We start from the raw sequence: 24,327 nt of genomic DNA, 5'->3' as shown, positions 1-24,327 counted from the left end.
CTGCTCTTACTGCTGTGCTGCCAGCACCTCCATGCGGCCCATCGCCGTGCGGGCCGAGAATTGCGGACGGTACATGTCTTCGACGCTCGCGGCCGGATGATCGTAAGTGCCGGGGGTAACGGCGCGTACGACGTAGGCGAAACTGAGATCGCGGTCGGACGATTGGTCGAAGGCGGCGACGAAGCGGTCGCTGCGGAACTCGACATGGGCTGGCTGCACATCGCTCAGCCAGTCGAAGTTCGAAAGCTGGGCGCTGTTGACGATGCTCGGATTGTCGATCTCAAAGCCGGCAGGCAAGAGGTCGGCGACGAGAACGCGCGACGGCCAGTCGTTGGTTTCCGTGATGTGCAGCACGACGACATAGCGTTCGTTTTGCTGCGCCTGGGTGACGTTCGCCTCCTCGCCATCAAGCGTGTAGTATTTGCGCTCGATGGTGAAGCCGTTGCCGCCGGCCGGCAGCGGAGTGGTCAGTGCTGCGACCGTGGTTACCGCGGTCGATAGCGGCTGCCGGGTGGTGTTTATGATAGTCAGCGGATGACCCATCAGGGCGTCGCCGCTCATTTGGGCCATGTAAGCGCCGCTATGGGCTGCGCCGTTGATATCGAGCGTCAGGCCGTCATCGCCGTTCTGCAGGGCGCGGGCGGCGAGCAGCATCCAGGTCTGTTCCTGAGTGCTGGTATAGGTCCTGGTCTGCCATTCCTTCGCAACAACCGGCGCCAGGTCCGGAATGATCGGTGGCACGGGGCGGCTTTCGGCGGCAAGCGCGAGCACCGCTGCGCCGTCACGCAGCGACGAACCGTAGTCGGAACGGACGAAGCTGACCTTGGTCACCGCCGCCTGCTGTGACATCTGCAGCGCATCGACGAAGATGTTGCGCGAGCGCTGCGCATCGCCATAGAGCGCCAGAGCCGCCGCCAGATGCGCCTTGGAGAGCGGCGTCGGGAAGTCGTTCAGCATCGTGTCGGCGTAGTAGCGCAGATCGCTGATCGAAGCTTTCTTGTTGCGGGCGAGCACATAGAGCGCATAGGCGATCTCGTTGCCTTGGTCCTTGACGTTGGTGTTGATGCTCAAGGAGTTCTGAAGGTTTTCCAGCGCTTGCACCATGGCCCGGTCCGGCACGATGTATTTCTGTTCGCGGGCGCGGGTCAGGAAGTCCGTGACATACGCATCGAGCCAGAGATCGCCGGAGCCTGGACCCCAGAGGCCGAAGCTGCCCGTCGACGACTGATAGGACATTTCGCGATAGATCGCGTCCTGAACGCGCTGATGGATTTCCGTGTCGTCTGCCAACCCGTTCTTGATCGCCATGTCGCTGAAATAGAGCAGCGGCATGGCGCTGCTGGCCGTTTGCTCGGCGCAACCATAGGGGTAGCGGCTGAGGCTCATCAGAAGAGCCGGCACGTCGAAGGCGCTGGAGCGGCTGACGTTGACACTGACCGAAGCGCCCGGCAGCACGCTGTCAGCCAGCAGGTCGGCGTTGACCGTCAGGCTCTTGCCGGGTGCGAGCGTGATCAGCCGTCGTTCGGTCACCGGCAATTGTGCCGGCCGAACCGGGATGTCGACCGCTTGATCGAGCGATAGTCCCGAAGCATCCGAAAGCTTGATCGCGACCGTACCCGCGCCCGGCTGTCGGCCGGTCAGAGGCAGGGTGATATCGTATTTGCCGCCCTGCTGCAGTTTGATCGTCTGCTGCGCGGCGCTGGCATCGACGGTGACGGCCGAATTGCCCGTGACTGCCAGCTTGAAGTCGCCGGCAGGCGCGTCGGTATTGGCGATATCGAGCCGGAGATTGGTCTTATCCCCCGGAGCGAGGAATTTCGGCAGGCTGGCGGTAACGACGACCGGGTCGCGGATGATCACATCCTGCGTGGCATGACCGATCCCGAGCTTCGACCAGGCGACTGCCATCAGGCGCGCCGTACCGTTGAATTGCGGAATGTCGAAGCTGACATTAGCCTTGCCGTTGACATCGAGCTTGATCGGGCCGGAGAAGAAGGCGATTAGCTTCTCCGTCGGCGGGCTCGCCTGCAAGGCCACCTGTCCGCCATCGCCGCCGGTACGCAGTCGCCCGGCGGCGCCGAGCGAGCCGTCGATCAGGCGGCCGTAGAGGTCGCGGATTTCGAGGCCGAGCTGGCGCTGACCATAATACCAGTTGTCGGGTGCCGGCGGCTGGTAGCGCGTCAGGTTCAGAATACCGACATCGACGGCAGCGATTGTGACATAGGCGTCCTCGTTAGCGCCTGCGCCCGTGACCTGCACGCCGATATTCAGCGGCTGGCGCGGCAGGGTCTTTTGCGGCGCATCGAAATTGACCTGCAGCTTGCGTTCGCCGGGATCGACTGTCGCCCACTTAATGCCGATCGCGCGCATCGGCATGCGGCTTTCCTGTGCATCGCCGGGGCGGAAGAGGGTGGCGGTCACATAGGTGCCGGCGCCCCAATCGGCGGTGACGGGAATGTCGACTTCACCGCCGGTGGCACCGATGTCGGCATTGGTCACCGAGATCAGCGTTTCGGATCCGGCCGTCACCATCAATTGTCCGGCATAATGCGAGGTCACCTTCAGCTTGGCCGTATCGCCGACATGGTAGCTCGCCTTGTCGAGCGCGATTTCCAATGCGTCGGGAGTCTGCGTCGAGGTCGAGGCGACATACCAGCCGGCGTCGAATTCGACGCTGGATTGCGGCCCGTTCGTGTCGGCCGTCTCCACCTCCAGCCGGTAGCGGCCCCAGGTGACCGGCACCGAAATTTCTGCGCCGTCCAGGGTGGCGTTGGCGGTACCGGTGGCGACCTGCTTGGTCGACATGACGGGCTCGTATTTCCAGCTACTGCCGTCGCGATACCATTGGTAGTCACGCTCGACACTAAGCAGCTTCCAGGTCAGGCCCTGCAGGGCCTGCTTCTGGCCGTTCTGGTCGACGGCGATGACGTGGAAATTGCCGATCGAATTTTCGCCGAGATCGCCGTCGAATTCTGGCTTGATGCCGATTCGCGGTCCATCCGACTTGACTGGCAGCGTCAGGGAGCGCTCGACGGCGCGGCCGCCGGCTTCCTGCATACGGACGGTGATGTTGGCGTTGAGGAGCTGTGTGGTCGAAGGCGTGTCGTTGATGGTAACGTCGAAGGTCGTCTTTCCGTCTTCGTCCAGCGGCTGTAGGTCCTCGAGCGGCACTTGCGAGCTCTCGGCCTTGTTGTCGCTGCTGCTGTCGCTATCGCTGTTGTCCTGCCCTGCGCCCTCGTCGGCGAGGCCGAATTCATAGCCCTTATAGTCGGCACTCTCGCGCGTCGGCTTCAGCGTCACTTCGCCTTCGAGGTTTAGGCCGGCGGCCGGCGCGCCATAGAGATAGCTCCCTTCGATATTGACCGGTGTGGGTTGGCCGACTTCGATTGCCTTGGCGTCGCTCTTCATGTCGAATTCGATGCGATCCGGCACGAAATCGTCGACGAGGAAGGTCTGCGAGCCGATGGAGGCGCCCTTCGGGTCGGTATAGATATTCATCGTCCAGGTGCCGCGCATTGCGGTCTGCTGCAGCGGCAGATCGACATTGTAGCCGCCGAGCTTGCCGCCGTCGGTAACGATGCGGCGGTCCTCGACACCGTCGGGGCGCAGGAAGACGAAAGTGAGCGGTAGGTTCTCGACCGCCACGGAGCTGACGTCGCGGGCAAGAGCGCAGGCGTGCACCGTCTCGCCGGCGCGGTAAATGCCGCGTTCGGTCCAGGTCAGCAGATCGATCGCGCCCGGCGCCGTGCGCCCGGCGACGCCGCGGTCTGAGAGATCGAAGCCGGCACGGGTCATGTCGAGGAAGACGTAGTCCTGATCGCCGTTCTGCGCCGTGATGACGGCCGGGGTCATGCCTGCCGTGCCGCGCATCAGGCCGGCGCTGAAGGTGGCGCGGCCATTCGCATCGGTCTTGGCAGTGCCGAGGATTTCGTTGTTCTTGGCGAGCAGTTGCAGTTCGACGCCCGCGATCGGCTTGGCGCTGCCGAGCGAGCGGGTGAAGACGTTCAGCCCGTCCGTGCCGGCATAGGTGGTGACGCCTATATCGGAGACGACGAACCATTGCGTTGCCTGCGGATCCCATTCCTGGCCGCCGTTCGGTGCGACCGCGGTTAGGACGTAGACGCCGGGCTTGCGCTTCGGCAGCGCCTCATCGACCGGGAAGCTGGTGACGACGTCCTTATTCAAGTCCTGCTGGATATCGATCGAACCCTGCCAGACTAGTTCGCCGCTGCTATTCTGTATCGTCTCGGCGCTATAGCTGTCCATCTGGGCCAGGAACTGCGAATTGCTGAGCAGCTGGGCGATGTTGCGGTCGCCGATGCGGTAGAGTTTCAAGTTGGCCGTTGTGGTGTTCACCGAAACCAAGGGGATGCCGCGCCGCGCCGTCGACGGCAGCACGAAATTGTCGCCGGTGAAGCGGATCGAAGCGGTGCGGTCTTTTACGTAGACCTCGATGTCCACCTGGGCGGCAAGGTCCTCATCGACGGAGGAGGGCAGGCCCGGGCGCAGCGAAATCTTGTAGTGCTGGCCGAAGTCGAGGCCCTCGACGCAAATCTGGTTGTCCTTGGCATCAACGCCCTTCGGAGCGGCGCCATTGACAGTCACGAAGGGCGTGTAGTCGACGCCGCTCTTCACCAGTTTTTCGGAGAATTGCAGGCAGGCGCGGGGCGAGGCGTTGTCATTGTCCAGCGTGTTACCGGTGACGCGGAAGCCCTGGCGGGCTCTCAGGTCGTCGTAGGCGGCCTGGATGGCCGGGGAGCCGACCAGAGCGAGGCTCGCCTTATACGCGCTTAGCGCCTGGCGATAGTTCTGCGCGTTCTGCAGCGAAGTGGCGAGCACGGCAAGTGCGTCGGCGCGGGTGCGCGCTGTGCGGGAAAGCTGATAGCCATTGAGGGCAGCGTAGGCCGCCTGGGTGGCAACGGTCGTATCATTCGTTATCGTGTTGGCGGCCCGCGCCATCTCGATCCAGAGATCACCGTTGTCGGGCGCAAGCGACAGCGCCCCTTGGAAGGCGTTCAAGGCCTTGTTGACATTGCCCGAGGTCAGCTCGATGCGGCCGAGCGCCGTCAGGCTTTCGACGCCCTGTCCCTTTAGCTCATTGGCGAGCGTGAGCCTGCTTTTCGCATCACGCGCGCTCTGTACGAAATTGTCGGAAAGGAAGGGGAGAGCAGGGGCGGCGCCGATATCTGGCTCGCTGGCTGCGACGGTTTCGACGATCTTCCCGGCAACGGCGCCGGGGAAGCTGTTGAGCTGGTTGAAATCGGATTTCAGGAAGCACCATCTCACCTTGGGATTATAGGTGAAGGCCTTGCAGGATTTATCGCCTATGCAGGATGTTGAGCATTGATCCAGCGTGACGTTCTGCTCGGTGCGCAGATCGAAGCCGAAGTAATCGCCATCCTGTGTGGTGACCACCTGCCGCTTGGCATCGGCGGTGCTGGCTGGCGTCAAGGCGGCGAAAGTGGCAAGAAAAAAAGCTGAAAATCCGATGAACGCCCGCTTAGACATAAGTCCCCCCGACGCTGCCCGTTTCGATGGCCGCACTCTTCAAACTTCGGGCTAATTTGTCAACCGAACGTCGAGAGATGACGGCGCGGTTTACGACCATTCCGTTCCGTTGGCGCAACACCCTGAACCAGAACTCGCCCTGCGTCCGTCGCAATATCTTCGGCGGCGGAAAAACACGGGAAAATCGCAACCCAAATACAACAAAGGTTCGTACCTTAATTTCGCAGTACGGACCTTTACAGGTCGTCTGTTTCGCCCTTATGACGATTGCGGAAATGATTTCGGTGAGGCGAAGTCCCCCGATAAACCTGGCCCGAAGGGCATGCGCAAAGGATCGGAAACATGGCTTCAACGAGAGAAACCGGTGACATCCATAGTGGCGAGGGCCAGGAGCGCGGCCGGCTGTGGCGTAGTGTCGCGTCGGCGCTGCGCGAGGATATCCGCGGCGGCAAATTGGTTGCCGGCATGCAGTTGATGACCGAACTCGACATGGCAAGGCACTTCGATGTCAGCCGCTTCACGGTTCGCCGGGCGCTGGCCGAACTGGAAAAAGAGGGCCTGATCCGCATCGAACATGGCCGCGGTCTCTTCGTCGCCGAAGACGCGATTGCCTACGCGCTCGGTGAGCGCACACGCTGGACCGAAAATATGAGCCGCGCCAGCCTCGAAAGCCAGCGCCGTATCCTGGCAAGCTCGATCGAGGAAGCCGATGTCGCTACATTGCGCAATCTCGAATTGCCGCGCGGCGCTGAAGTGGTGGTGATCGACTCCATGGGTGAAGTCAGCGGACGGCCGCTCAGTATGGCACGCAGCTATTTTCCCGTCGAACGCTTCCGTGGCATTGACGAATTGCTGCGGCAGAATCCGTCGCGCACCGTCGCCTACCGCTCCTTCGGGATCAACGACTACAAGCGCAAGAGCACCCGCATCATTGCCCGCCTGCCTAGCGCGCGCGAGGCCCTGACCTTGAAATTGCCGAAGACGCGGCCGGTGATCGAGATACACAAGGTCGACGTCGATACCGAGGGACGTCCGATCTCTTTCGGCATTTCCTGTTTCTCCGGCGACCGTGTCCAGCTCGTCATCGAATAAGCGCTTCCCGCTTTGCCTCTCGATCCAAGCAATTGAGGGCCAGAAAGTTCGGCACCGGCGATGAGGCCGATGCCGATGTCGCGTAGGAGAAAACAGAAAACCGACTTATCGGTTGGTCATCGCCAGAGACGCGTCGGAGTAGCGCTTGCCGGCCACCTGTTCGAGCGGAATGATATCGCTCAGTTCCTGAACTTCATCAGCCAATAGAGTGATGTCAGCGGCGGCGGCATTCTGCTCCAGATGATGCAGCTTGCGGGCACCGGGGATCGGTACGATGTCGTCGCCCTGGTGCAGCACCCAGGCGAGCGCGAGCTGCGCCGCCGTGACGCCTTTGTCCTTGGCGAAAGCTTCGAGCTTGGCGACGAGTGCAGCGTTGGCGTCGAAGTTCCCGCCCTGGAAGCGTGGCAGGTTGCGGCGGAAGTCGTCGGCTGCCAGTTCGTTAGCATTGCGGATCGCGCCGGTCAGGAAGCCGCGGCCGAGCGGGCTGTAGGGCACGAAGCCGATGCCGAGTTGACTGCAGGTCGCGAGCACCTCTTCTTCCGGATCGCGGCTCCACAGCGAATATTCGCTTTGCACGGCGGCTATCGGATGCACCGCATGGGCGCGGCGGATGGTGGCAGCACTGGCTTCGGAAAGCCCGAGCGCACGCACCTTGCCTTCCTTCACCAGCTCCGCCATGGCGCCGACGGTATCCTCGATCGGGACATTCGGATCGACACGGTGCTGGTAGAAGAGGTCGATGACATCGGTGCCGAGGCGCTTCAGCGAGGCTTCGGCGACCTCCTTCACATGCTCTGGTCCGCTGTCGACGCCGACTATTGCGGCCGGGCCGGACTTTTCCAGATCGAGCTTGAAGCCGAACTTGGTCGCAATGACGACGCGATCCCGGACGGGCTTCAACGCCCGGCCGACCAGCACCTCATTGGTGAAGGGGCCGTAGGTTTCGGCCGTATCGAAAAAGGTGACGCCGAGGTCCACGGCGCGATGTAGCGTATTGACCGACTCATCGTCATCCGTCCTGCCATAGGCGAAGCTCATGCCCATGCAGCCGATGCCGACGGCGGATACGGTGAGTTCCTTGCCGAGTTTGCGGGTTTTCATAGTCCTGCTCCTTTTGAGCTTAATTCCGGTCTGCGGCGGCCATTATTGCTAGCTGCGCGACAGGCAAGAAACTATGCCTGCCGATAACGAATGAAAATGCATGCAAATCCAAATGGGCTGTTCTATTATTTAGATCAATGAACAGAACTCAGCTCTCCCAATTGGCGGTCTTCGCTGCGGTTGCCGCCCATCGAAGCTTCCGTGCGGCCGGCAAGGAATTGTCGGTCGCGCCCTCCGCCGTTAGCCATGCCGTCTCCAGCCTGGAGGAAAGCCTCGGGGTGCGGCTGCTTGCCCGGACCACCCGAAGCGTGGCGCCGACGGAGGAGGGCAAGCTACTGCTGGAACGCTTGGCGCCGGCACTGGAGGAGATCGATATTGCCTTGGAGGATACGCTCGCCGCCCGCGGGCGCCCGGCCGGCAGCCTTCGCATCACCGCACCCCGCTTTGCGACCGACCTGCTGCTTGCCCCGAGGCTCGGCGATTTCCTGAATACTTATCCCGACATTACGCTGGAGATCGCCAACGAGGATGGTTTCAGCGATATCGTCAAGGAAGGCTTCGACGCCGGCATTCGGCTGGAGGAGAGCATCGAAGGGGATATGATCGCGGTGAAGGTCTCGCCGGATATTCGCACCGTCATCGCCGGTTCCCCGGCCTATTTCGAGAAGAATCAGAAGCCTTTGCATCCGCGCGACCTCGTCCATCACCGCTGCATCAAGCGGCGATTTACGGACGGCTCCCTCTATCGCTGGGAGTTCGAGAAGGACGGCCGTGAGTTGATCGTGGCGGTCGACGGGCCGTTGATCGTAATCGAGGACCGGCTCGCTGTTTTGGCGGCGGCAAACGGCGCCGGGCTTGCCTATCTGTTCGATATACGCGTGCAGCAGGAACTGGCCGAGGGCAAACTCATCCGCGTGCTGGAGGACTGGTGCGCACCCTATCCCGGCTTCTGCATCTATTATTCCAGTCGTCGCCAGATACGCCCAGCACTCAGGGCCTTCATCGATTTCTTCAAATATACCGGGCATTAGGAGAGTAGCGGAGAACAGCCACGCTGCTGTTATTCTGCTGCTGCCTGAATTGCTCGACCAACGCCCACGCTGCCGCCCACCACATCTGGGATATGCGCGATCTTAATAGCTGCATGGGTGCGGCAGTCTGCATCGTCGTGCCATGGCTGATCGACAATTGCCGCCAAGAGGGCGATTGGCGGAAGCTTGCATGGTGGATCCATGATCATCTGCCCTACGCACCGCTCTGCTTCATCCCGAAATTATGGGCCTTCAACATACAATGGCACGAGCGGCCGCAACGGATGATCCAGAGCTTTGCCCAGCCTCGCGGCACGCTTACCAAGCGCGGCATGGCAAATTGGCAGGGCGATCATTCCGCTCTCTACGAAGGGTTTCCGAAATCGGTCACTTGATGGGCATGATCTTGTCCAAAAACCTGATCGTACTTTTTGGGATCATGCCTTAAAAATTGATGCGATAACGGATGTGGCCATCGCTCTCGACATAGCTGTCGTAGAGCATGCGGGCCGTGGTGTTGCTCTCTTCCGTATGCCAATAAAGCCGCGCCCAGCCGTTCTTCTTGCATAGGGCGACGAGATCGTCCAGCAGCGCCCGGCCCACACCATGGCCACGTGCGCTCTCGGCAACGAAAAGGTCTTCCAGATAACAATCCGGCTCGCGGACCCAAGTGCCCTCATGCGTCAGGCAGAGCGTGAAACCCTTGACCTCCCCGTCGACTTCGGCGACGCGCATGAAGATGGCGGACGCCGGATCGAAGACCCGGCGCCATGTTTTGTCGGTGATATCGGGTGCGACTCCGACGCCGTAGAAAACGAGATAGTCAGCCCAGAGCTCGCGCCAGCGGGCTTCGTCTTCAGGTCTGGCATCGCGGATCACCATGGTCATAGGTTGGTTCCTGCTTACTTTATTCGCCCGCTCTGTCGAGCAGGCTCATGGCTTCGTCGGAAAGCGAAAGCTTCGTCGAATTGATCAGCGCATCGAGCTGGCTGAGGCTGGTGGCGCTGGCGATCGGCGCGGTGACGCCCCTTTTGCGCAGCAACCAGGCGAGCGCGACATCGGCCGGCGTCGACTTGGTTTCCGCGGCGACGGTATCGAGCGCAGCGAGAATGCGAAAACCCTTTTCATTGAGGTAAGCCGTGACGCGGTTTTCGCGCGCGCGGCCCTCAGTATCAGCCTTGCTCCGGTATTTGCCGGTGAGGAAGCCGGCTGCGAGGCTGAAATAGGTGACGACGCCGATTTCTTCCTTGACGCAGAGGTCCGCGAGCGGGCCTTCGAAGCTGTCGCGGGCATAGAGGTTATATTCGGGCTGCAGCACGTCGTAACGCGGCAGGCCGGCCTTGCTGGCGGCATCGAAGGAGGCCTGCAGCTGCTCAGCGTTGAGGTTGGAGCAGCCGGCATGGCGGATCTTGCCCTGTTCCTTCAGCTTGGCAAAGGCGCTGAGCGTTTCCCCATGCGCCGTTTCCGGGTCTGGCCAGTGCGAGAGATAGAGGTCGATATAGTCGGTTTGCAGCCGCCTCAGAGAATCCTCGACCGCCTGCAGGATGTAGTCCGCCTTCAACCCCTTCTTGCCCGGACCCATTTCCGAGCCGACCTTGGTGATGATGATGGCCCTATCGCGGGCAACGTGTCCCTGCTTCAGCCATTTGCCGATGACCTCCTCGGAATCTCCGCCCTTGTTGCCTGGAACCCAGCGGGAATAGACATCGGCGGTGTCGATCGTGTTGAAGCCGGCATCGAAGAATGCATCGAGCAGAGCGTAGGAGGTTTTCTCATCGGCGGTCCAGCCAAAAACATTGCCGCCGAAGACGATCGGCGCGGTGAAAAGGTCAGTTCGTCCAAGCTTACGCATTTCCATAATGACTCTCCAAATCACTTGAGCAAAAGATCGGCGCCGGAAAGGGCCGGAAGGAGGAGGGGACGTCGGTGAAAATTATCGGCCCGTCACAGGAAATGCCACTAACTTTTATTTTATTCGACCGCCGATCGCCGGTAGTGACTGGGCGGCAGCTCATTGTATTTCGACCAGACACGCCGCATATGCCGCGGCGAGGCGAAACCGGATTTTTCAGCCACGCGCTCCATGTCCAGCCGCGAATTGGTGAGCACATCGCGAGCGAGCGTAACGCGCATCAGATTGACATAGGCGGTTACTGAAAGGCCGGCATGCTCCTGAAACAGCCGGGAAATATGCCGCGCACTCATCGCGCCGATTCCTGCCAGCTCCGGGAGCGACCAGCCATGCGCAGGATCGGCCATGATTGCATCTTGAACGCGATGGATGGCGGGATGCACGTGGTTGCGGCCGCTGAGCCACGGGGAATGCTGCGGATCGGCACCAGTGCGGCGCATATAGATGACCATGTGGCGGGCGATTGTCAGCGCCGTCATCGGCGAGGTGAGCTTGGAGACGATGTGCAGCATCAGATCCGTGCCGGTCGAGATACCGGCGCTGGAGTAGCGGCCGCGGTCCTCGACATAGAGCCGGTTGTCCAGCACCCGCGCGGTTGGGGCATGGTGTTGGACCTCCTTGATGCAGGCCGCGTGCGTCGTGCAGGAATAACCTTCAAGCAGGCCAGCGCGGGCGGCAAGCACGGCTCCCGAGCAGATGGTGACGAGCGTGACGCCCGGACGAATCGCTGTCTTCAGCCAGGTGGCGATGAGCCCGTTCTCTTCGTCGATGTTGCCCGCATCGGGCGGCGGCGTGACACTACCGGAGACGACGACATAGGCGTCGTCGGGAACATGATCGGGCAATGGTAGGAGATCGGCAAGTGTCAGGCCGATCGAGGTCGTCTGCTTCGGCCGGGCGGCGACGAAACGGTAGTCGAACAGGATATCGTCCTGTTCGATGTTGGCGCGACGCAGAACCTCCATCGGCCCGGCAACGTCCATCAGCAGCGTATAGGGCGGCAGTAGGACATACACGGGAAGGACCCGAAGGTGTCTGCCGGTTTGGCTCATGCGGCACTCCTTGCAGCCGCAAGCGCATCTTCCACGGTGGCGATGCGGGCGAAGCGGCCTGATAGCACCAGCTCGGTACGCTTCTTTATATCATCGGCGCTGAACACTGTGCCGGACGCATGCGTCATCGGGAAAGTCAGCGTCGCTTCGGTGACGTAGTCGACATCGTAGCCGAGGTCAGAGGCGTGGCGCGTCGTCGTCTCGCAGCATTGCTCGGTGCGGATGCCGGAAACGATCAGCTTGCGGATGCCGTTTTCCACCAGCCAGACATCGAGGCCGGTACCCACGAGGGCGGAATGGCGCGACTTGTGGAACACGGCATCAGCCTCCAGCCCAATCTCCTCGAGCTTACGGACATATCCGCTCGCAAGGCTGAAATCTTCGTCGCCATCGACATGGAAAATCTGGACCACCGGAATGTCACGAGCCTTGGCGCCGTCAATCAGCGCCTGCAGCCGGTCGACGAAATGAGGCAGGTCGTCCTTTTGCCAGTAAGGGCGTTGACGAAAGGACTCCTGGACATCGATGACCAGCAAAGCGGTGTCGGCATGGGACATTTTCGTATCTCCTATGTTTGAAGGATAATCAAAGCTAGCTCCATATGAATAGCCACAAAAGTCATGTGCTGGACAAAATAAGGACAAATCCGGCCATCGTAACTGCTGAGGCCCGCCGGGTTTCTGGCCTGGCGCCACTCCATGCCATTGCGCCTTGGGTAAGGCCCGAATAAAGTTGCTTCACTTTCATCGCGGGCGAGATGACCTATCGTTTTGCTCTGCCTATCATTTTACAAAGATCCCCTCTGAAAACCGCTTCGCGCTTGCCATCCTGCGGTCGTCTGTTTCGGGATCCCGCTCCAGGAGGAAAAGTCATGTTGCGTTTCGGAATTTTGTCGACGGCGAAGATCGGCCGCGAACTGGTCGTGCCGGCCATTCAGGATGCGGAAAATTGTGTGGTGACGGCAGTCGCCAGCCGTGATCTGGCACGTGCTCGCGACATGGCCGATCGCTTCTCGGTGCCGCATGCCTTCGGCTCCTACGAGGAAATGCTGGCTTCGGACACGATTGATGCCGTCTATATTCCCCTGCCGACCTCACAGCATGTCGAATGGACGATCAAGGCGGCCGATGCGGGCAAGCATGTGCTTTGCGAAAAGCCGATTGCGCTGAAGGCCGATGAGGTCGATAGCCTGATCGCTGCCCGCGACCGCAACAAGGTGCTGGTGACGGAAGCTTATATGGTCACCTATACGCCAGTCTGGCAGAAAGTCCGGTCGCTGCTGGCAGCCGGTGCCATCGGCCGTCTGCGCCATGTCCAGGGCGCGTTCACCTATTTCAACCGCGATGCCGGCAATATGCGCAATATCCCGGAACTCGGCGGCGGCGGCCTGCCAGACATCGGCGTCTATCCGACGATCAGCACGCGCTTCGTCACCGGGCGCGAGCCCCTGCGCATTCAGGCTGTTACCGAGCGCGATCCGGAATTCGGCACGGACATCTATTCCAGCGTCAAAGCCGATTTCGGCGATTTCGAAATGAGCTTCTACATCTCGACGCAGATGGCTGCCCGTCAGGTCATGGTATTCCACGGCACGGACGGTTTCATCGAGGTGAAGTCTCCCTTCAATGCCGACCGCTATGGCGCCGAAGAGCTCGAGCTAACCAATCGCAATCATTCGGAATCGCAGCTCTTCCGTTTCCCCGACAGCCGTCAGTACAAACGCGAGGTGGAGGCTTTTGCTTCGGCTGCTTTGGGCAGGGGTGCGGAAGTCGTGACGCTAGAAAGCTCGAAGCTCAATCAGAAGGTCATCGACGCCATCTATCGAGCCAGCGAAAAGGATGGCTGGGAGCCGGTCTGAGCCCGTATTTCACGTATTTTGCCGGTGGCGGAAGACGAAGCGTGAATAGCCGAAGAAGCTGAACGCAGTCGCCGCCGCCGATGCGAGGGTCAACGCAATGATCGGCTTAAGAGTCGGCTCGGAGACCAGCAGCGAGCTGAACAAGGCATAGTTCAGCAATGCCGAGGTCAGGCCGACCGAACCGTAACGGAAGCCTTCGGCCGCAAGCGAGCGGTCGGAGCGGCCGAAGGTGAAAGTGCGGTTGAGAAACCAGGTGGCGAGCAGCGCGCTCGGTATCGAGATCGCACGGCCGACGAAGGGGCCGAAGGGCGTCAACCAGAGCAGCAAATGCAGCACGCCTGCATCGACGACGAAGCCGATGCCGCCGGCAATCAGGAAACGGAAGAGTTTTTTCATGCCAATTTGGCTTTCTTCTTCCGGCCTGTCGGGTTTTCTAGCTTTTCCATAGATACCGTCTGGTTGGCCCGTTTTTGGCGGGATATCGGCTTTGTCAAGCTCATATAGTGAATGCGAAGCTGTTCTGCACGGGCTCGGGCGACGGAATCAAGGATCAGGCCGGCCGTGAACAGCATGAAGGAAATCATCATCAGCGCCATGGAAAGTACCCAGGTTGGCATGCGCAGGACCAAGCCGGTTTCGAAATATCCGACAAAGACGGGGATCATGAAACCGATGCTCGCTTCCATGGAAATGGCGCCCAATATGCCAAAGAAGGCGAAGGGTCGGGTTTCCTTCATCAGCATCGCGAACATCCAAAGGATCTTCCAACCGTCGCGAAAGGTCGACAGTTTGGAATGCGAACCCTCCGGCCGGCGGCCGTAACCGAGTTCTAATTCGCTGACGGGCAGTTTCAACCGTGACGCATGCACCGACATTTCCGTCTCGATCTCGAAACCGCCTGAGACCGCCGGGAAGCTTTTGACGAAGCGACGGGAGAAGGCTCGATAACCGGAGAAAATGTCGGTGAAGTCCGTGCCGAAAATCGTTCGGTAAAGCCAGTTGAAGATTCGGTTGCCGAAGGCGTGACCCTGCCGGCCGGCATCGTCGTGCACGCCACGGCGGGTGCCCACCACCATGTCGGAACCTTCGGTCAAAAGCGTACGGATCAGTTCCTCTGCGTCTTCGGGCGCGTATGTACCGTCACCGTCGGCCATGACGTAGATATCTGCGTCGATATCGGCGAACATGCGGCGCACCACATGCCCCTTGCCCTGCCGACGTTCGCGCATGACGGTCGCACCTGCGAGCATCGCGTGCAGCGCCGTGCCGTCGGTGGAATTATTGTCGTAGACGTAGATATCCGCCCGTGGCAACGCCTTGCGAAAACCGCAAACGACGTCGCCGATCGTCGCGGCCTCGTCGTAGCAGGGCAGGAGAACGGCGATATTCAGGCTCTCACTCCACAAGGTCTCTGACCAATTCCTACGCATGACTTCCACTTGGGCCCCAACGGACAATCCGAAGGAGAACTTATCCTGTTGCGCGTTAACAAGACCCTATGGCTGCGGGCGAAAAATGGCCGGTTGCGATCTCTGCGGGAACATTCTCGTGATATCGGCTGCGGCATAGTTTCGCTTTACTCTTTCTTGATCGGCAGCCGTTAGCGTGGTGCCTCGTATGTCCTTCAAACACAGGGTTTCATCGAGATGGCGCAGGCCGTGGAAATGTCGCGCGGATCGACTTTGATAGTGGCGGAAAGAGCCCCTTCGCCTTGGTCGCGACCGGGGCTCGTCTCGCTGATTTACAGCGTCGTTGTCATCGTCGCCCTGTTGATCTTCAATCGCCATGCCATGGATTATGTCGGTCCCGACAATGATGACGTCATGCGTCTGGTCGAGGTGCGTGATTTCCTCGGCGGGCAGGGCTGGTACGATATGATGCAATACCGCCTCGGCCTTGACGGCGGCACGTTGATGCATTGGTCGCGCTTCATCGACTTGCCGATCGCCAGCCTCATTGCCTTCTTGCGGCTGTTTCTTGCGCCGGAAAATGCGGAAGCCGCGGCGCTTACGGTTTGGCCATTGATGCTCGTGTTGCCGTTCATGGCCTTCATGGGGCTTGCCGGTCACCGGATCGCCGGCGTCGAAGGCATGCATTTCTCGCTTGGCCTAACGGCGCTCTTCGTGCTGACATCACGCCGCTTCACGCCCGGATCGATTGACCATGACAATGTGCAGCTCTGTCTTGTTGCGCTTACCGTTGCGATGCTCGCCGATGAAACCTACAAGCCGCGCAATTTCGCCATCGCCGCTATCGCCCTTTCGATCGCCCTCGGCATCGGCGCGGAGACGACGCCGTTCGTCGCGGTCGCCTGCATGGCGGTCGCCGGTCTCTGGGCTTGGGACGGCGAGATTTTCGCGCCCGCCGCCCGCGCCTTCGCCTTGATGCTGACGATCGGCGTCAGCGTCGCGTTCTTTGCGCTCGTACCGCCGCATCTTTATTCCACGGTCACTTGCGACAATCTCTCGCTGGGCTTCTACAGTATGACCAGCATTGGCGGCACCGGCCTGTTGCTGTCCGCATTGTTTGCCAGCCGTCTATCGCGCCCGTGGCGTCTGGTGGTGCTGATCGCCAATGGCATTGCCGTGTTCGCAACGACGCTGGCGATCGCGCCGCAATGCCTGCGCGATCCGCTCGCCGATCTCGATCCGATGCTGGTGAAACTGTGGCTGAACAGCGTCACCGAGGCGCAGTCGATCTTCACTTTGTCGCGCCATCAGCCGGAAGCGCTTGGCGCCTTTTATGCCACCGGCTTCCTGGCGATCGTCGTCTGCATATTCCGCATGCTGCAAGGCAAGCGTGCCCGGCTGCATGCCGTTCTTCTAGCCTTGGTGGCCATCAATTGGGTTATTGCGCTGGTACAAGTGCGCGGGGCCGAGTTTTCCAATCTGCTCGCCATTCCGCCGCTGGCGCTGCTGCTTGCCGAACTGCGCCGAATCTCGGCCGCCGACACGGAAGACGTGGGCGCAGCCTTCTTCTATGTCGCCGCCACACTACTCTCGGCACCCGCCGTTTGGGCCGTCGGCGGCACACTTGCCTATAATGGGATCGACAATAGCTTCTCTGCCAACTCGCTCACCGATGCGGATGCGACGGGGAATTGCGCCTCGAAGGAAGCGCTGGCGCCGATCGCCAGTCTCAATCCCGGCGTCGTTTCGGCGGCCTCCAACATGGGTTCGACACTCCTGCGCTTCACGCCGCATCGAGTGCTGTCTGGTCCCTATCATCGTGACCAGGGCGGTATGCTGACAGAACTGCATATCGGCCTTGCTGCGCCAAAGGAGGCGGAAGCCTTCCTGCGCGGCGCTCATGTGACGCTGCTTGCCTTTTGCCCCGGCGATCCGCAGGTGAAGGAAGTTTCAAAGCTAAAGCCCGAGGGGCTCTATGCTCAACTTGGCCGGGCTCATGTGCCCGCCTATCTTGAGCCGATCCCGGCGGCGAAGTCGGATGTACAGTTCTTCCGGTTCAAACCGCTGGATTGAGGCGCCGGATCAAGCCTGGCGCTGCTCCAGCATGTCGAGCGTCACGAGATACCCGATGAAGCCGAGATTGTAGCCACCGAGCGCGATGAACAATGTCGTCAAAGGCGGGACAACCGCGGAGGCGGCAACGGCTGCCATGAAGGTGATGCTGACTAGGGCCGCACCCAGGATCGAGCCGATGGTCGAACGCTGTAGGCCGGCCGTAATACCGATGATTATGGCGGTTACGAATATCATCGCTCCACCTCCTCTTTACCAAAAACAACTTTGCACAGAATTGCATGCGGATGGCTAAAAAAGACTTTGTGCATAGGGTTAACACTTGATGAAGCAATAGGCTCCGCATTTGCCGCAACTTCGGATAAAAGGACCCTATGAGCAGCTTCTTTGAGAATGATTCGCCCACGAATCTCGCGGAATATTCTGTCTCGGAATTGTCCGGATCGATCAAACGTACCGTCGAGAGCGCCTTCGATCAGGTGCGTGTGCGCGGCGAAATCTCCGGCTATCGCGGGCCCCATTCTTCCGGCCATGCCTATTTTTCGCTGAAGGACGACAGAGCCCGCATCGACGCGGTGATCTGGAAAGGTACATTCTCCAGACTGAAATTCCGCCCCGAAGAGGGGATGGAGGTGATTGCCACCGGCAAGGTGACGACCTTCCCAGGATCCTCGAAATACCAGATCGTCATCGAAACGCTGGAACCGGCGGGCGCCGGTGCGCTGATGGCCCTCTTGGAGGAACGCAAGCGCAAACTCGGTGCGGAAGGCCTCTTCGAGGCAGGCCGCAAGCGACGGCTTCCCTTCATGCCGAAGGTGATCGGTGTCGTCACCTCGCCGACGGGTGCTGTCATCCGCGACATCCTGCACCGGATCTCCGATCGTTTCCCAGTGCATGTCCTTGTTTGGCCGGTAAAGGTGCAAGGGGAGGGGTCGGGTGACGAGGTGGCAAACGCCATCCGCGGCTTCAACGAATTTGCGCCCGGAGGTCCCGTTCCCCGTCCCGACGTGCTGATCGTCGCCCGTGGCGGCGGCAGTCTGGAAGATCTCTGGAGCTTCAATGACGAGGCGGTCGTTCGCGCCACGGCGGCAAGCGAGATCCCTTTGATCTCCGCCGTCGGTCACGAGACCGACTGGACGTTGATCGACTATGCCGCCGACGTTCGGGCGCCGACGCCGACCGGCGCCGCTGAAATGGCCGTACCGGTCAAGGCTGAACTCGAGGCGCAGCTCGCAAGCCTTGCCGCCCGCCTGCAGGGCAGTGTCGGCAGGCAAATGGATCAACGCCGGCAGGCGATACGTGCGCTGCTGAGGGCGCTGCCATCGCTCGACCAGCTTCTCGGCCTGCCGCGCCGTCGCTTCGATGAGGCCGCCGCCGGTTTGGGCCGCGGGCTGGAGCTGAATACGTTGAACAAACGCCGCGCCTTCGAGCGCACCGCGTCGCATCTGCGGCCCGATGTGCTCTCGAGCCGTATCGTCGAGCGGCGGCAGATGCTGAGCGACCGGATGAGTCGCGCCCAACGCACCGTCGAGCGGATGATCGATCGTGGCCGCGCCCGTATTGGTCGTGCCGACGCCGTTTTTGCCACGCTGCCTTCGCGGCTGGCGGCGCAGACCGGCCGCGCCCGCGATCATCTCGGCAGCCTTTCCCGTCACGCCGATACGGCGATACGCCACCAGCTCGCAAGGCTGCGGGGTGAGCTGGTGGCCCAGGAGCGGGTTCTGCAGTCCCTGTCCTACAAGAATGTGCTGAAGCGCGGCTACGCCGTCGTTCGCGACGACGCGGACCGGCCGGTTTCCGTGGCCGCAGCCCTTGCCACAGGTGTCGCGATCTCGGTCGAATTCGCCGATGGTCGCATCGGTGCAGTCACTGGAGACATCCCCGCCGCTCCATCGCTCGCGAAACCTCCAGAAGGCACTCCGTCGCACAAGAAGCGGGTCGCGAAACCGGCTGCCGCCGCCGATCCGCCAAAGCAGGGCAGCCTGTTCTGATGCGCATCCTGCTCGTCCTCGCCCATCCGCTGGAGGACAGCTTCGCCGCAGCGGTGGCGAAAACGGCTGAGGAGACGCTCGTCGCCGGCGGACATCAGGTGGATCTGCTCGATCTCTACCGCGAGAATTTCGACCCTCGCCTGTCCGAAGCGGAGCGGCGCGGTTATTTCGACCAGCCCTATGATACCTCCGCCGTCGAAGAAATTGTTGCCCGGCTTCAGGCGGCTGATGGGCTAGTGCTGGTCTTTCCGCAATGGTGGTTCAATTTTCCGGCCATTCTCAAGGGCTTTTTCGATCGCGCATTTGCTCCCGGCATCGCTTTCCGCCATGATTCCGCCGGAGGTCGTATCGTGCCCCAGTTGAGCAATATTCGCCTGTTCTGGGCGCTGACGACCACCGGTTCACCCTGGTGGGTGGTGCATCTCTATATGGGCAATCCAGTGCGCCGCCTTTTGAAACGCGGCATCGCCGCCTTTTGCTCCAAGCGGCTCGATTTCCGTATGTTGACCCTGCATGACATGGATCGGATCAGCCAAGCCAGGCGTCTCGCCCATCTCGCTCGCATCAGGAATACCATGGCCGCCCTCTCACTCTGACCTAACTAATCCCGACGGTATCCCATCCGCAACCAATTCGGCTGATATGCGGTTTTCGCGACGTTATGTTATTCTAACGCCATGTTTTTTTGGGAGGACCATACGATGAGATTGGCCTCTTATAATGTTGAAAACCTATTCGATCGCGCCAAGGCGATGAATCTCGATAGCTGGGAGGAAGGGCGCCCGATCCTGGAGAAGTTCGCGGCGCTTGAAGGCCTGCTTGGCCAGGTGAGCTACAGTGAAGCCGACAAACGGAAGATGACGGAGCTGATTATTGCGCTTGGATTGGAGAGGAGCGATACCGGTCCCTTTGTTCTTCTCCGCCGCAATCGTGGCGCGCTATTGACGCGGCCGAAGACCGGCGGCGTCGTCATTGTCGCCAATGGCCGCGCCGATTGGGTCGGCTCGCTGGAGTTGCGGGAAGAGCCGGTGGATGAAGAGGCGATGCGCAACACGGCTCGTGTGATGAAAGATATCAAAGCCGATGTGCTGGGCATTGTCGAAGTTGAAAGTCGGCCGGTCTTGTCCGCTTTCAATTCATTGATCGTGCCAGTGGTCGGCGGCGATCCCTTCGCCCATGTCATGGTGATCGACGGCAATGACGAGCGCGGCATCGATGTCGGCATTATGACGCGCGAGAATTTCCCGATCGGCTTCATGCGCAGCCATGTCGATGACCGCATGCCCGATGGTTCGTTGATCTTCTCACGCGATTGCGCCGAATATCGCGTCACCACGCCAGCCGGCGCTACGCTCGTCGTCTTGGTCAATCATTTCAAAAGCAAGGGCTATGGCGGCGTGCAAGCCTCCGATGCCCGCCGCAAGACTCAGGCGAAGCGGGCACGGGAAATCTACGAGGCCCTACTGACGGAAGGCCTCGATTACATTGCCTTGATCGGTGACCTCAACGACTTTCCCGACAGCCATCCGCTGAAGCCGCTGACCACTAGCACTCTGCAGGACGCCTTTAGGCATCCCGACTTCGACGATGGAGGCTATCCCGGCACCTACGGTCTCTGCAACACCACCAGCAAGATCGACTATCTCTTCCTGTCACCGACCCTTTTCGACAAGGTTCAGCGTGGCGGTGTCTTCCGCAGAGGCCTATGGCCGGGATCGCGACCGAAACGCTGGGACGTCTATCCGGACCTCACCACGGAGCGACAGGGCGCATCAGATCATGCAGCCATATGGGTGGATTTGGACATCTGACCGTTACGCCCACTCGCCTTTGCGCATCACCGGAACCCGCGAGCCATCCGGCTTGATGCCGTCGATGTCGACCTTGTCGGAGCCGATCATCCAGTCGATGTGAATCAAGCTGGAATTGCCGCCCTGGGCCTTGATCTGTTCCTGGCTCAACGTCGCGCCGTCAATAAAGCATTTGGAATAGCACTGACCAAGCGCGATGTGGCAGGAGGCATTTTCGTCAAACAGCGTGTTGTAGAACAGGATGCCACTGGCAGAGATCGGCGAGGAATGAGGCACCAATGCCACCTCGCCGAGTCGACGGGCGCCCTCATCGGTATCCAGCACCTTGTTCAGCACTTCTTCGCCGCGCGATGCCTTGGCCTCGACGATGCGGCCGCCTTCGAAGCGAACCATTATATTGTCGATTAGCGTCCCCTGATGCGACAGCGGCTTGGTCGAGGAGACGTAGCCTTCGACGCGCAGCGCATGCGGCGTGGTGAACACCTCTTCGGTCGGAATGTTCGGGTTGCAGGTGATGCCATTCTTGGCGACCGAGGCGCCGCCATGCCATTCATGGCCATCGGCAAGACCGATCTTCACATCGGTGTCCGGACCCTGGAAATGCAGAGTGGCAAAACGCTGGCCGTTCATCCAGGCGGACCGCTTGTGCAGGTTGGCATTGTGCTCGGCCCAGGCGCTGATCGGGTCCGGCACGTCGACGCGCGAGGCGGCGAAGATTGCCTTGGCAAGTTTGGCGACCGCGATCGCTTCCGGATCGTCCGGGAAAACCAGCTTCGCCCACGAAGGGTTCGGATAGGAGACGATGTTCCAGTTGATGTCGAAATTGGAGATCTTTTCCAACGCTGGCTTGTAAGCGGCCGAGTTGGCGCGGTTGGCGCGCGCGACTTTGGCCGGGTCCTGGCCGGAGAGCAGCATCGGATTGTCGCCGGAGACGGCGAGCCGCGCGGAATTGTTGCCATAGGCCTTGGCCATGCCTTCATAGAGCCAGTTCGAAGCGCGATCGAAGCTTTCGTCATGGCCGTATGCGTAGCGCGCAAGCGTGGTTTCTTCGTCGGAATAGAAAGCTGTAACGAGACCCGCGCCGGATTTATACGCCTCGCGGGTGATCAGCCGCACCAGCGGCATGGCGACGATCGGCGCGGTGATGACCAATTCCTGGCCCTTCTGCAGTTGCAGCCCGACCTTCACGGCCACTTCGGCGAGCTTTTCCAGCTTGGCGGGATCGACGGGATGGTGGTTGGGGGAGGCGAACGTCATGGCAAGACCTGCATGCTGAGGATCGGAAGAACGGTCCACAGACTTAGACCGGTTTGCAGTGAAAATGAAGGCAGTTTTGTCTTTCAGGCATGATCAGGTAATGAGCGGCGCGGCTTTGGCTTTCAAAACCGCTAGCGCGTCCTTAGGGTCAAGGCGCACCTGAAGGCCGCGCTGGCCGCCGTTGATGTAGACATGGGTCTCCGTCATCGCCTGTGCCTCGATCGCCGTCGGCACCACCTTCTTCTGGCCGAAAGGGCTGATGCCGCCGACATGATAGCCGGTCAGCCGCTCGGCAGCGGCAGGCTTCATCATATTCGCCGACTTGCCGCCGAAAGCGCCGGCGAGCTTCTTCATGCTGACTTCATGGTTTGATGGCACGACCACGCAGACCGGCTTGCCGTCCACCTCCGCCATTAGCGTCTTCAACACCCGGTGCGGCTCTTCGCCCAAAGCTTTTGCCGCCTGCATACCGACGCGCTCGGCATTCGGATCGTAATCATAGGTATGGACGGTGAAGGCAACCTTAGCCTGGGTCAGTACTTGCGTGGCGCGGGTGGTTTTGGACATGATTCACCCGTTATTCGTCGACCTTGAATGCGCCCGCATAGATCTCCGGTTTGAAACCGATCAGCAATTTGCCGTCAGCTTCCAGCACCGGACGCTTGATCATTGACGGTTGGGCCAGCATCAGGGCAATGGCCTCGCCCTTGGTGAGGTCTGCGCGGTCTTTTTCCGGGAGCGCCTTGAAGGTGGTGCCGGCGCGGTTGAGGACGGTTTCCCAGTCGGCTTGCGCGGTCCACCGCTCCAGATGCTCGCGATCGATGCCGACGGTCTTGTAATCGTGGAAATCATAGGCGATGCCGTGGCTGTCCAGCCAGGTCCGCGCTTTCTTCATGGTGTCGCAATTCTTGATGCCGTAAATGGTGATTGCCATGCCGAATCCGTCTCTTGCTATGCGCCCACCGCATAACATGCAAGCGAAGATGAGCGAAAGTCTGGGACGGCTCGATGGTCCTAGACCTCCGCTGAGATGCCTCAGTCTTCCAGCGTTCCCGGCTTGCGGGTGGCAGCGCTCGGTCTATCGCTGCCAATTTTCATCAAGTCGCCGCGTCGGCGCACGAGTCGGTCGGAGACGCGGGTGACGATGAGGCCCGCTTGCGGGGCGTGGACGTCGATCGTTCCATCCGGCATGCCGGGCGCCGTAATAATCGTCGCCAACAGATCACCCTCGCTGACACGTTCGCCGATGTTGTGGTGGAAGAGCACGGTGCCGGCCTGCGGAGCGCGGATCATCTCCACATTGTCGAGCGGCACCGCCGGCCCGGTAAAGGCCGGCAGGGTCACGCTATCGTCACGCACTGCTCCACGGGCAGCGAGGAAACGCCAAAGCCCTTGGGCATCCTTCTTTGCCATCTCCGGATAAACGTCACGCGTGCCACGCAGTTCGACGGTCACAGACAGTTTTCCCGGCAAACTTGCCATCTTCTCGCCGGGTACCTCGTATTTCCAGGCAAAGCTGACGGCCTCTTCGAATGCCGAGCTTTCGCCGTCCGACAGCAGTACCGCGTCCATATTCAGCGCAGCCGCCAAGTCGGCGGCCTCCGGCCAGAAGGCATCGTCGATATAGGCATATTGCACGGATTCGTCATCGCAATGCAGGTCGATGACCAGATCGGCGCCAAGCGCCATGTGAATGAGCTGCCGTTTCAAACGGTCGGCGGCAGAGTACCGCTCCAGGTTTTCGATCAGCAGATGGCGGTCGCGTGCCGAGATCAGCGGAAAGTCGCGGTTGAAATTGGTGCGCGTGCCCAGGTCAAAGCGGCCCTGCAGCTCGCCGAAATGCGATTGCGCCGCGCCGACCGGATTGGCGTGCGGCACGACGACGATATCGCTCAGAACCGCGCCTTCGGCCTCCGCCTGCCGCAGCCGCTCGCAGAGGAAATGAGCAAGCGCCGTGCCCGGCAGCTCACCGGCATGCAGCGCCGCCTGGATATAGATCTTCGGAGCATCCGGCTTGCTGCCGGCAAAATGCAGCACCGGTAGCCGCCATGCGATCCCGGGCGTGTCGCCGTCGATAACAATTTCTGTGATGTCCATGCGCTGTCTCCTGCTTGTAATGGTCAGATAACAAGCCGTGGTCGCCTCGCGCAATGATTATTGAGCGGCGCGCGGATGGTCCCGGCCGCAAGATCCGAGATTGCTTTGCGGAAAGATCAAAGGCTCGGGCTCACA

General features: G+C 60.7%; 20 protein-coding genes and 1 pseudogene. 8 read left to right on the top strand and 13 right to left on the bottom strand.

Annotated features, from left to right (window positions below; genetic code table 11):
• Positions 1-6 precede the first annotated feature (6 nt).
• Positions 7-5,508 carry an alpha-2-macroglobulin family protein gene (locus PY650_RS03740; protein WP_285877716.1) on the bottom strand — a complete coding sequence of 1,834 codons (5,502 nt, stop codon included), beginning with the start codon at positions 5,506-5,508 and terminating at the stop codon, positions 7-9.
• Positions 5,509-5,850: 342 nt separating this feature from the next.
• Here PY650_RS03740 and phnF point away from each other — a divergent pair, with 342 nt between their 5' ends.
• Positions 5,851-6,600 carry a phosphonate metabolism transcriptional regulator PhnF gene (phnF, locus tag PY650_RS03735; RefSeq protein ID WP_285877715.1) on the top strand — a complete coding sequence of 250 codons (750 nt, stop codon included), beginning with the start codon at positions 5,851-5,853 and terminating at the stop codon, positions 6,598-6,600.
• Positions 6,601-6,705: 105 nt separating this feature from the next.
• Here phnF and PY650_RS03730 read toward each other — a convergent pair whose 3' ends face one another.
• The gene (locus PY650_RS03730; RefSeq protein WP_285877714.1) at positions 6,706-7,701 is read right to left on the bottom strand and encodes an aldo/keto reductase; all 996 of its coding nucleotides are present in this window, start codon (positions 7,699-7,701) and stop codon (positions 6,706-6,708) included.
• A gap of 137 nt (positions 7,702-7,838) precedes the next feature.
• Here PY650_RS03730 and PY650_RS03725 point away from each other — a divergent pair, with 137 nt between their 5' ends.
• The gene (locus PY650_RS03725; RefSeq protein ID WP_285877713.1) at positions 7,839-8,732 is read left to right on the top strand and encodes a LysR family transcriptional regulator; all 894 of its coding nucleotides are present in this window, start codon (positions 7,839-7,841) and stop codon (positions 8,730-8,732) included.
• 44 nt (positions 8,733-8,776) lie between these two features.
• Positions 8,777-9,127: pseudogene (locus PY650_RS03720) on the top strand (hypothetical protein); the annotation flags it as partial.
• A gap of 49 nt (positions 9,128-9,176) precedes the next feature.
• Here the strand turns inward: PY650_RS03720 and PY650_RS03715 are convergent.
• The 4 genes from PY650_RS03715 to PY650_RS03700 form a co-directional block, all read right to left on the bottom strand.
• Positions 9,177-9,620, bottom strand: coding sequence for a GNAT family N-acetyltransferase (locus PY650_RS03715; RefSeq protein ID WP_285877712.1), 444 nt, complete (start codon positions 9,618-9,620; stop codon positions 9,177-9,179).
• Positions 9,621-9,639: 19 nt separating this feature from the next.
• Entirely contained in the window at positions 9,640-10,590 is a 951-nt protein-coding gene (locus tag PY650_RS03710) for an aldo/keto reductase (protein ID WP_285877711.1), read from the bottom strand.
• Between the two features lie 113 nt (positions 10,591-10,703).
• Positions 10,704-11,696 (bottom strand): GlxA family transcriptional regulator, encoded by a 993-nt coding sequence (locus PY650_RS03705; protein ID WP_285877710.1) that lies wholly within the window; start codon positions 11,694-11,696, stop codon positions 10,704-10,706.
• Positions 11,693-12,253 carry an isochorismatase family protein gene (locus PY650_RS03700; RefSeq protein WP_285877709.1) on the bottom strand — a complete coding sequence of 187 codons (561 nt, stop codon included), beginning with the start codon at positions 12,251-12,253 and terminating at the stop codon, positions 11,693-11,695. The genes PY650_RS03705 and PY650_RS03700 overlap by 4 nt, the downstream gene beginning before the upstream one ends.
• Positions 12,254-12,567: 314 nt before the next feature.
• On the opposite strand from PY650_RS03700, the gene PY650_RS03695 reads away from it, so the two are divergent.
• Positions 12,568-13,554, top strand: a complete 987-nt coding sequence (locus PY650_RS03695; RefSeq protein ID WP_285877708.1) for a Gfo/Idh/MocA family protein — start codon at positions 12,568-12,570, stop codon at positions 13,552-13,554.
• Positions 13,555-13,563: 9 nt separating this feature from the next.
• Here PY650_RS03695 and PY650_RS03690 read toward each other — a convergent pair whose 3' ends face one another.
• Positions 13,564-13,950: a GtrA family protein gene (locus tag PY650_RS03690; RefSeq protein WP_285877707.1), complete on the bottom strand. Its 387-nt coding sequence runs from the start codon at positions 13,948-13,950 to the stop codon at positions 13,564-13,566.
• Complete coding sequence (locus PY650_RS03685) at positions 13,947-14,984, bottom strand: glycosyltransferase (protein WP_285877706.1); 1,038 nt, start codon at positions 14,982-14,984, stop codon at positions 13,947-13,949. Before PY650_RS03685 ends, PY650_RS03690 begins: the two co-directional genes overlap by 4 nt.
• Positions 14,985-15,200: 216 nt before the next feature.
• Here PY650_RS03685 and PY650_RS03680 point away from each other — a divergent pair, with 216 nt between their 5' ends.
• Entirely contained in the window at positions 15,201-17,036 is a 1,836-nt protein-coding gene (locus tag PY650_RS03680; protein WP_285877705.1) for a hypothetical protein, read from the top strand.
• A 9-nt stretch (positions 17,037-17,045) separates the two neighbouring features.
• On the opposite strand, the gene PY650_RS03675 is transcribed toward PY650_RS03680, so the two are convergent.
• Entirely contained in the window at positions 17,046-17,273 is a 228-nt protein-coding gene (locus PY650_RS03675) for a homogentisate export protein (protein ID WP_285877704.1), read from the bottom strand.
• 137 nt (positions 17,274-17,410) lie between these two features.
• On the opposite strand from PY650_RS03675, the gene xseA reads away from it, so the two are divergent.
• From xseA to PY650_RS03660, 3 genes are all read left to right on the top strand, one after another.
• Positions 17,411-19,027 (top strand): exodeoxyribonuclease VII large subunit, encoded by a 1,617-nt coding sequence (gene xseA, locus PY650_RS03670; RefSeq protein WP_285877703.1) that lies wholly within the window; start codon positions 17,411-17,413, stop codon positions 19,025-19,027.
• The gene (locus PY650_RS03665; protein ID WP_285877702.1) at positions 19,027-19,623 is read left to right on the top strand and encodes an NAD(P)H-dependent oxidoreductase; all 597 of its coding nucleotides are present in this window, start codon (positions 19,027-19,029) and stop codon (positions 19,621-19,623) included. Before xseA ends, PY650_RS03665 begins: the two co-directional genes overlap by 1 nt.
• Positions 19,624-19,728: 105 nt before the next feature.
• Positions 19,729-20,838: an endonuclease/exonuclease/phosphatase family protein gene (locus PY650_RS03660; protein WP_285877701.1), complete on the top strand. Its 1,110-nt coding sequence runs from the start codon at positions 19,729-19,731 to the stop codon at positions 20,836-20,838.
• A 3-nt stretch (positions 20,839-20,841) separates the two neighbouring features.
• On the opposite strand, the gene PY650_RS03655 is transcribed toward PY650_RS03660, so the two are convergent.
• The 4 genes from PY650_RS03655 to PY650_RS03640 form a co-directional block, all read right to left on the bottom strand.
• Entirely contained in the window at positions 20,842-22,095 is a 1,254-nt protein-coding gene (locus tag PY650_RS03655; protein ID WP_285877700.1) for an aminopeptidase, read from the bottom strand.
• Positions 22,096-22,188: 93 nt separating this feature from the next.
• On the bottom strand, positions 22,189-22,662 hold the full coding sequence (ybaK, locus tag PY650_RS03650) for a Cys-tRNA(Pro) deacylase (RefSeq protein WP_285877699.1): 474 nt from the start codon (positions 22,660-22,662) through the stop codon (positions 22,189-22,191).
• A 10-nt stretch (positions 22,663-22,672) separates the two neighbouring features.
• A complete protein-coding gene (locus tag PY650_RS03645) occupies positions 22,673-23,029 on the bottom strand; it encodes an ArsC family reductase (RefSeq protein ID WP_285877698.1) in 357 nt (118 codons plus the stop codon).
• 101 nt (positions 23,030-23,130) lie between these two features.
• The gene (locus PY650_RS03640) at positions 23,131-24,192 is read right to left on the bottom strand and encodes a M14 family zinc carboxypeptidase (RefSeq protein WP_285877697.1); all 1,062 of its coding nucleotides are present in this window, start codon (positions 24,190-24,192) and stop codon (positions 23,131-23,133) included.
• Positions 24,193-24,327: the final 135 nt, after the last annotated feature.

Source organism: Martinezella calliandrae (assembly GCF_030272695.1).
GTDB lineage: Bacteria > Pseudomonadota > Alphaproteobacteria > Rhizobiales > Rhizobiaceae > Rhizobium > Rhizobium calliandrae.
Note: the sequence above shows the minus strand (reverse complement) of the source record. Positions and strands in the feature narration are given on the sequence as shown.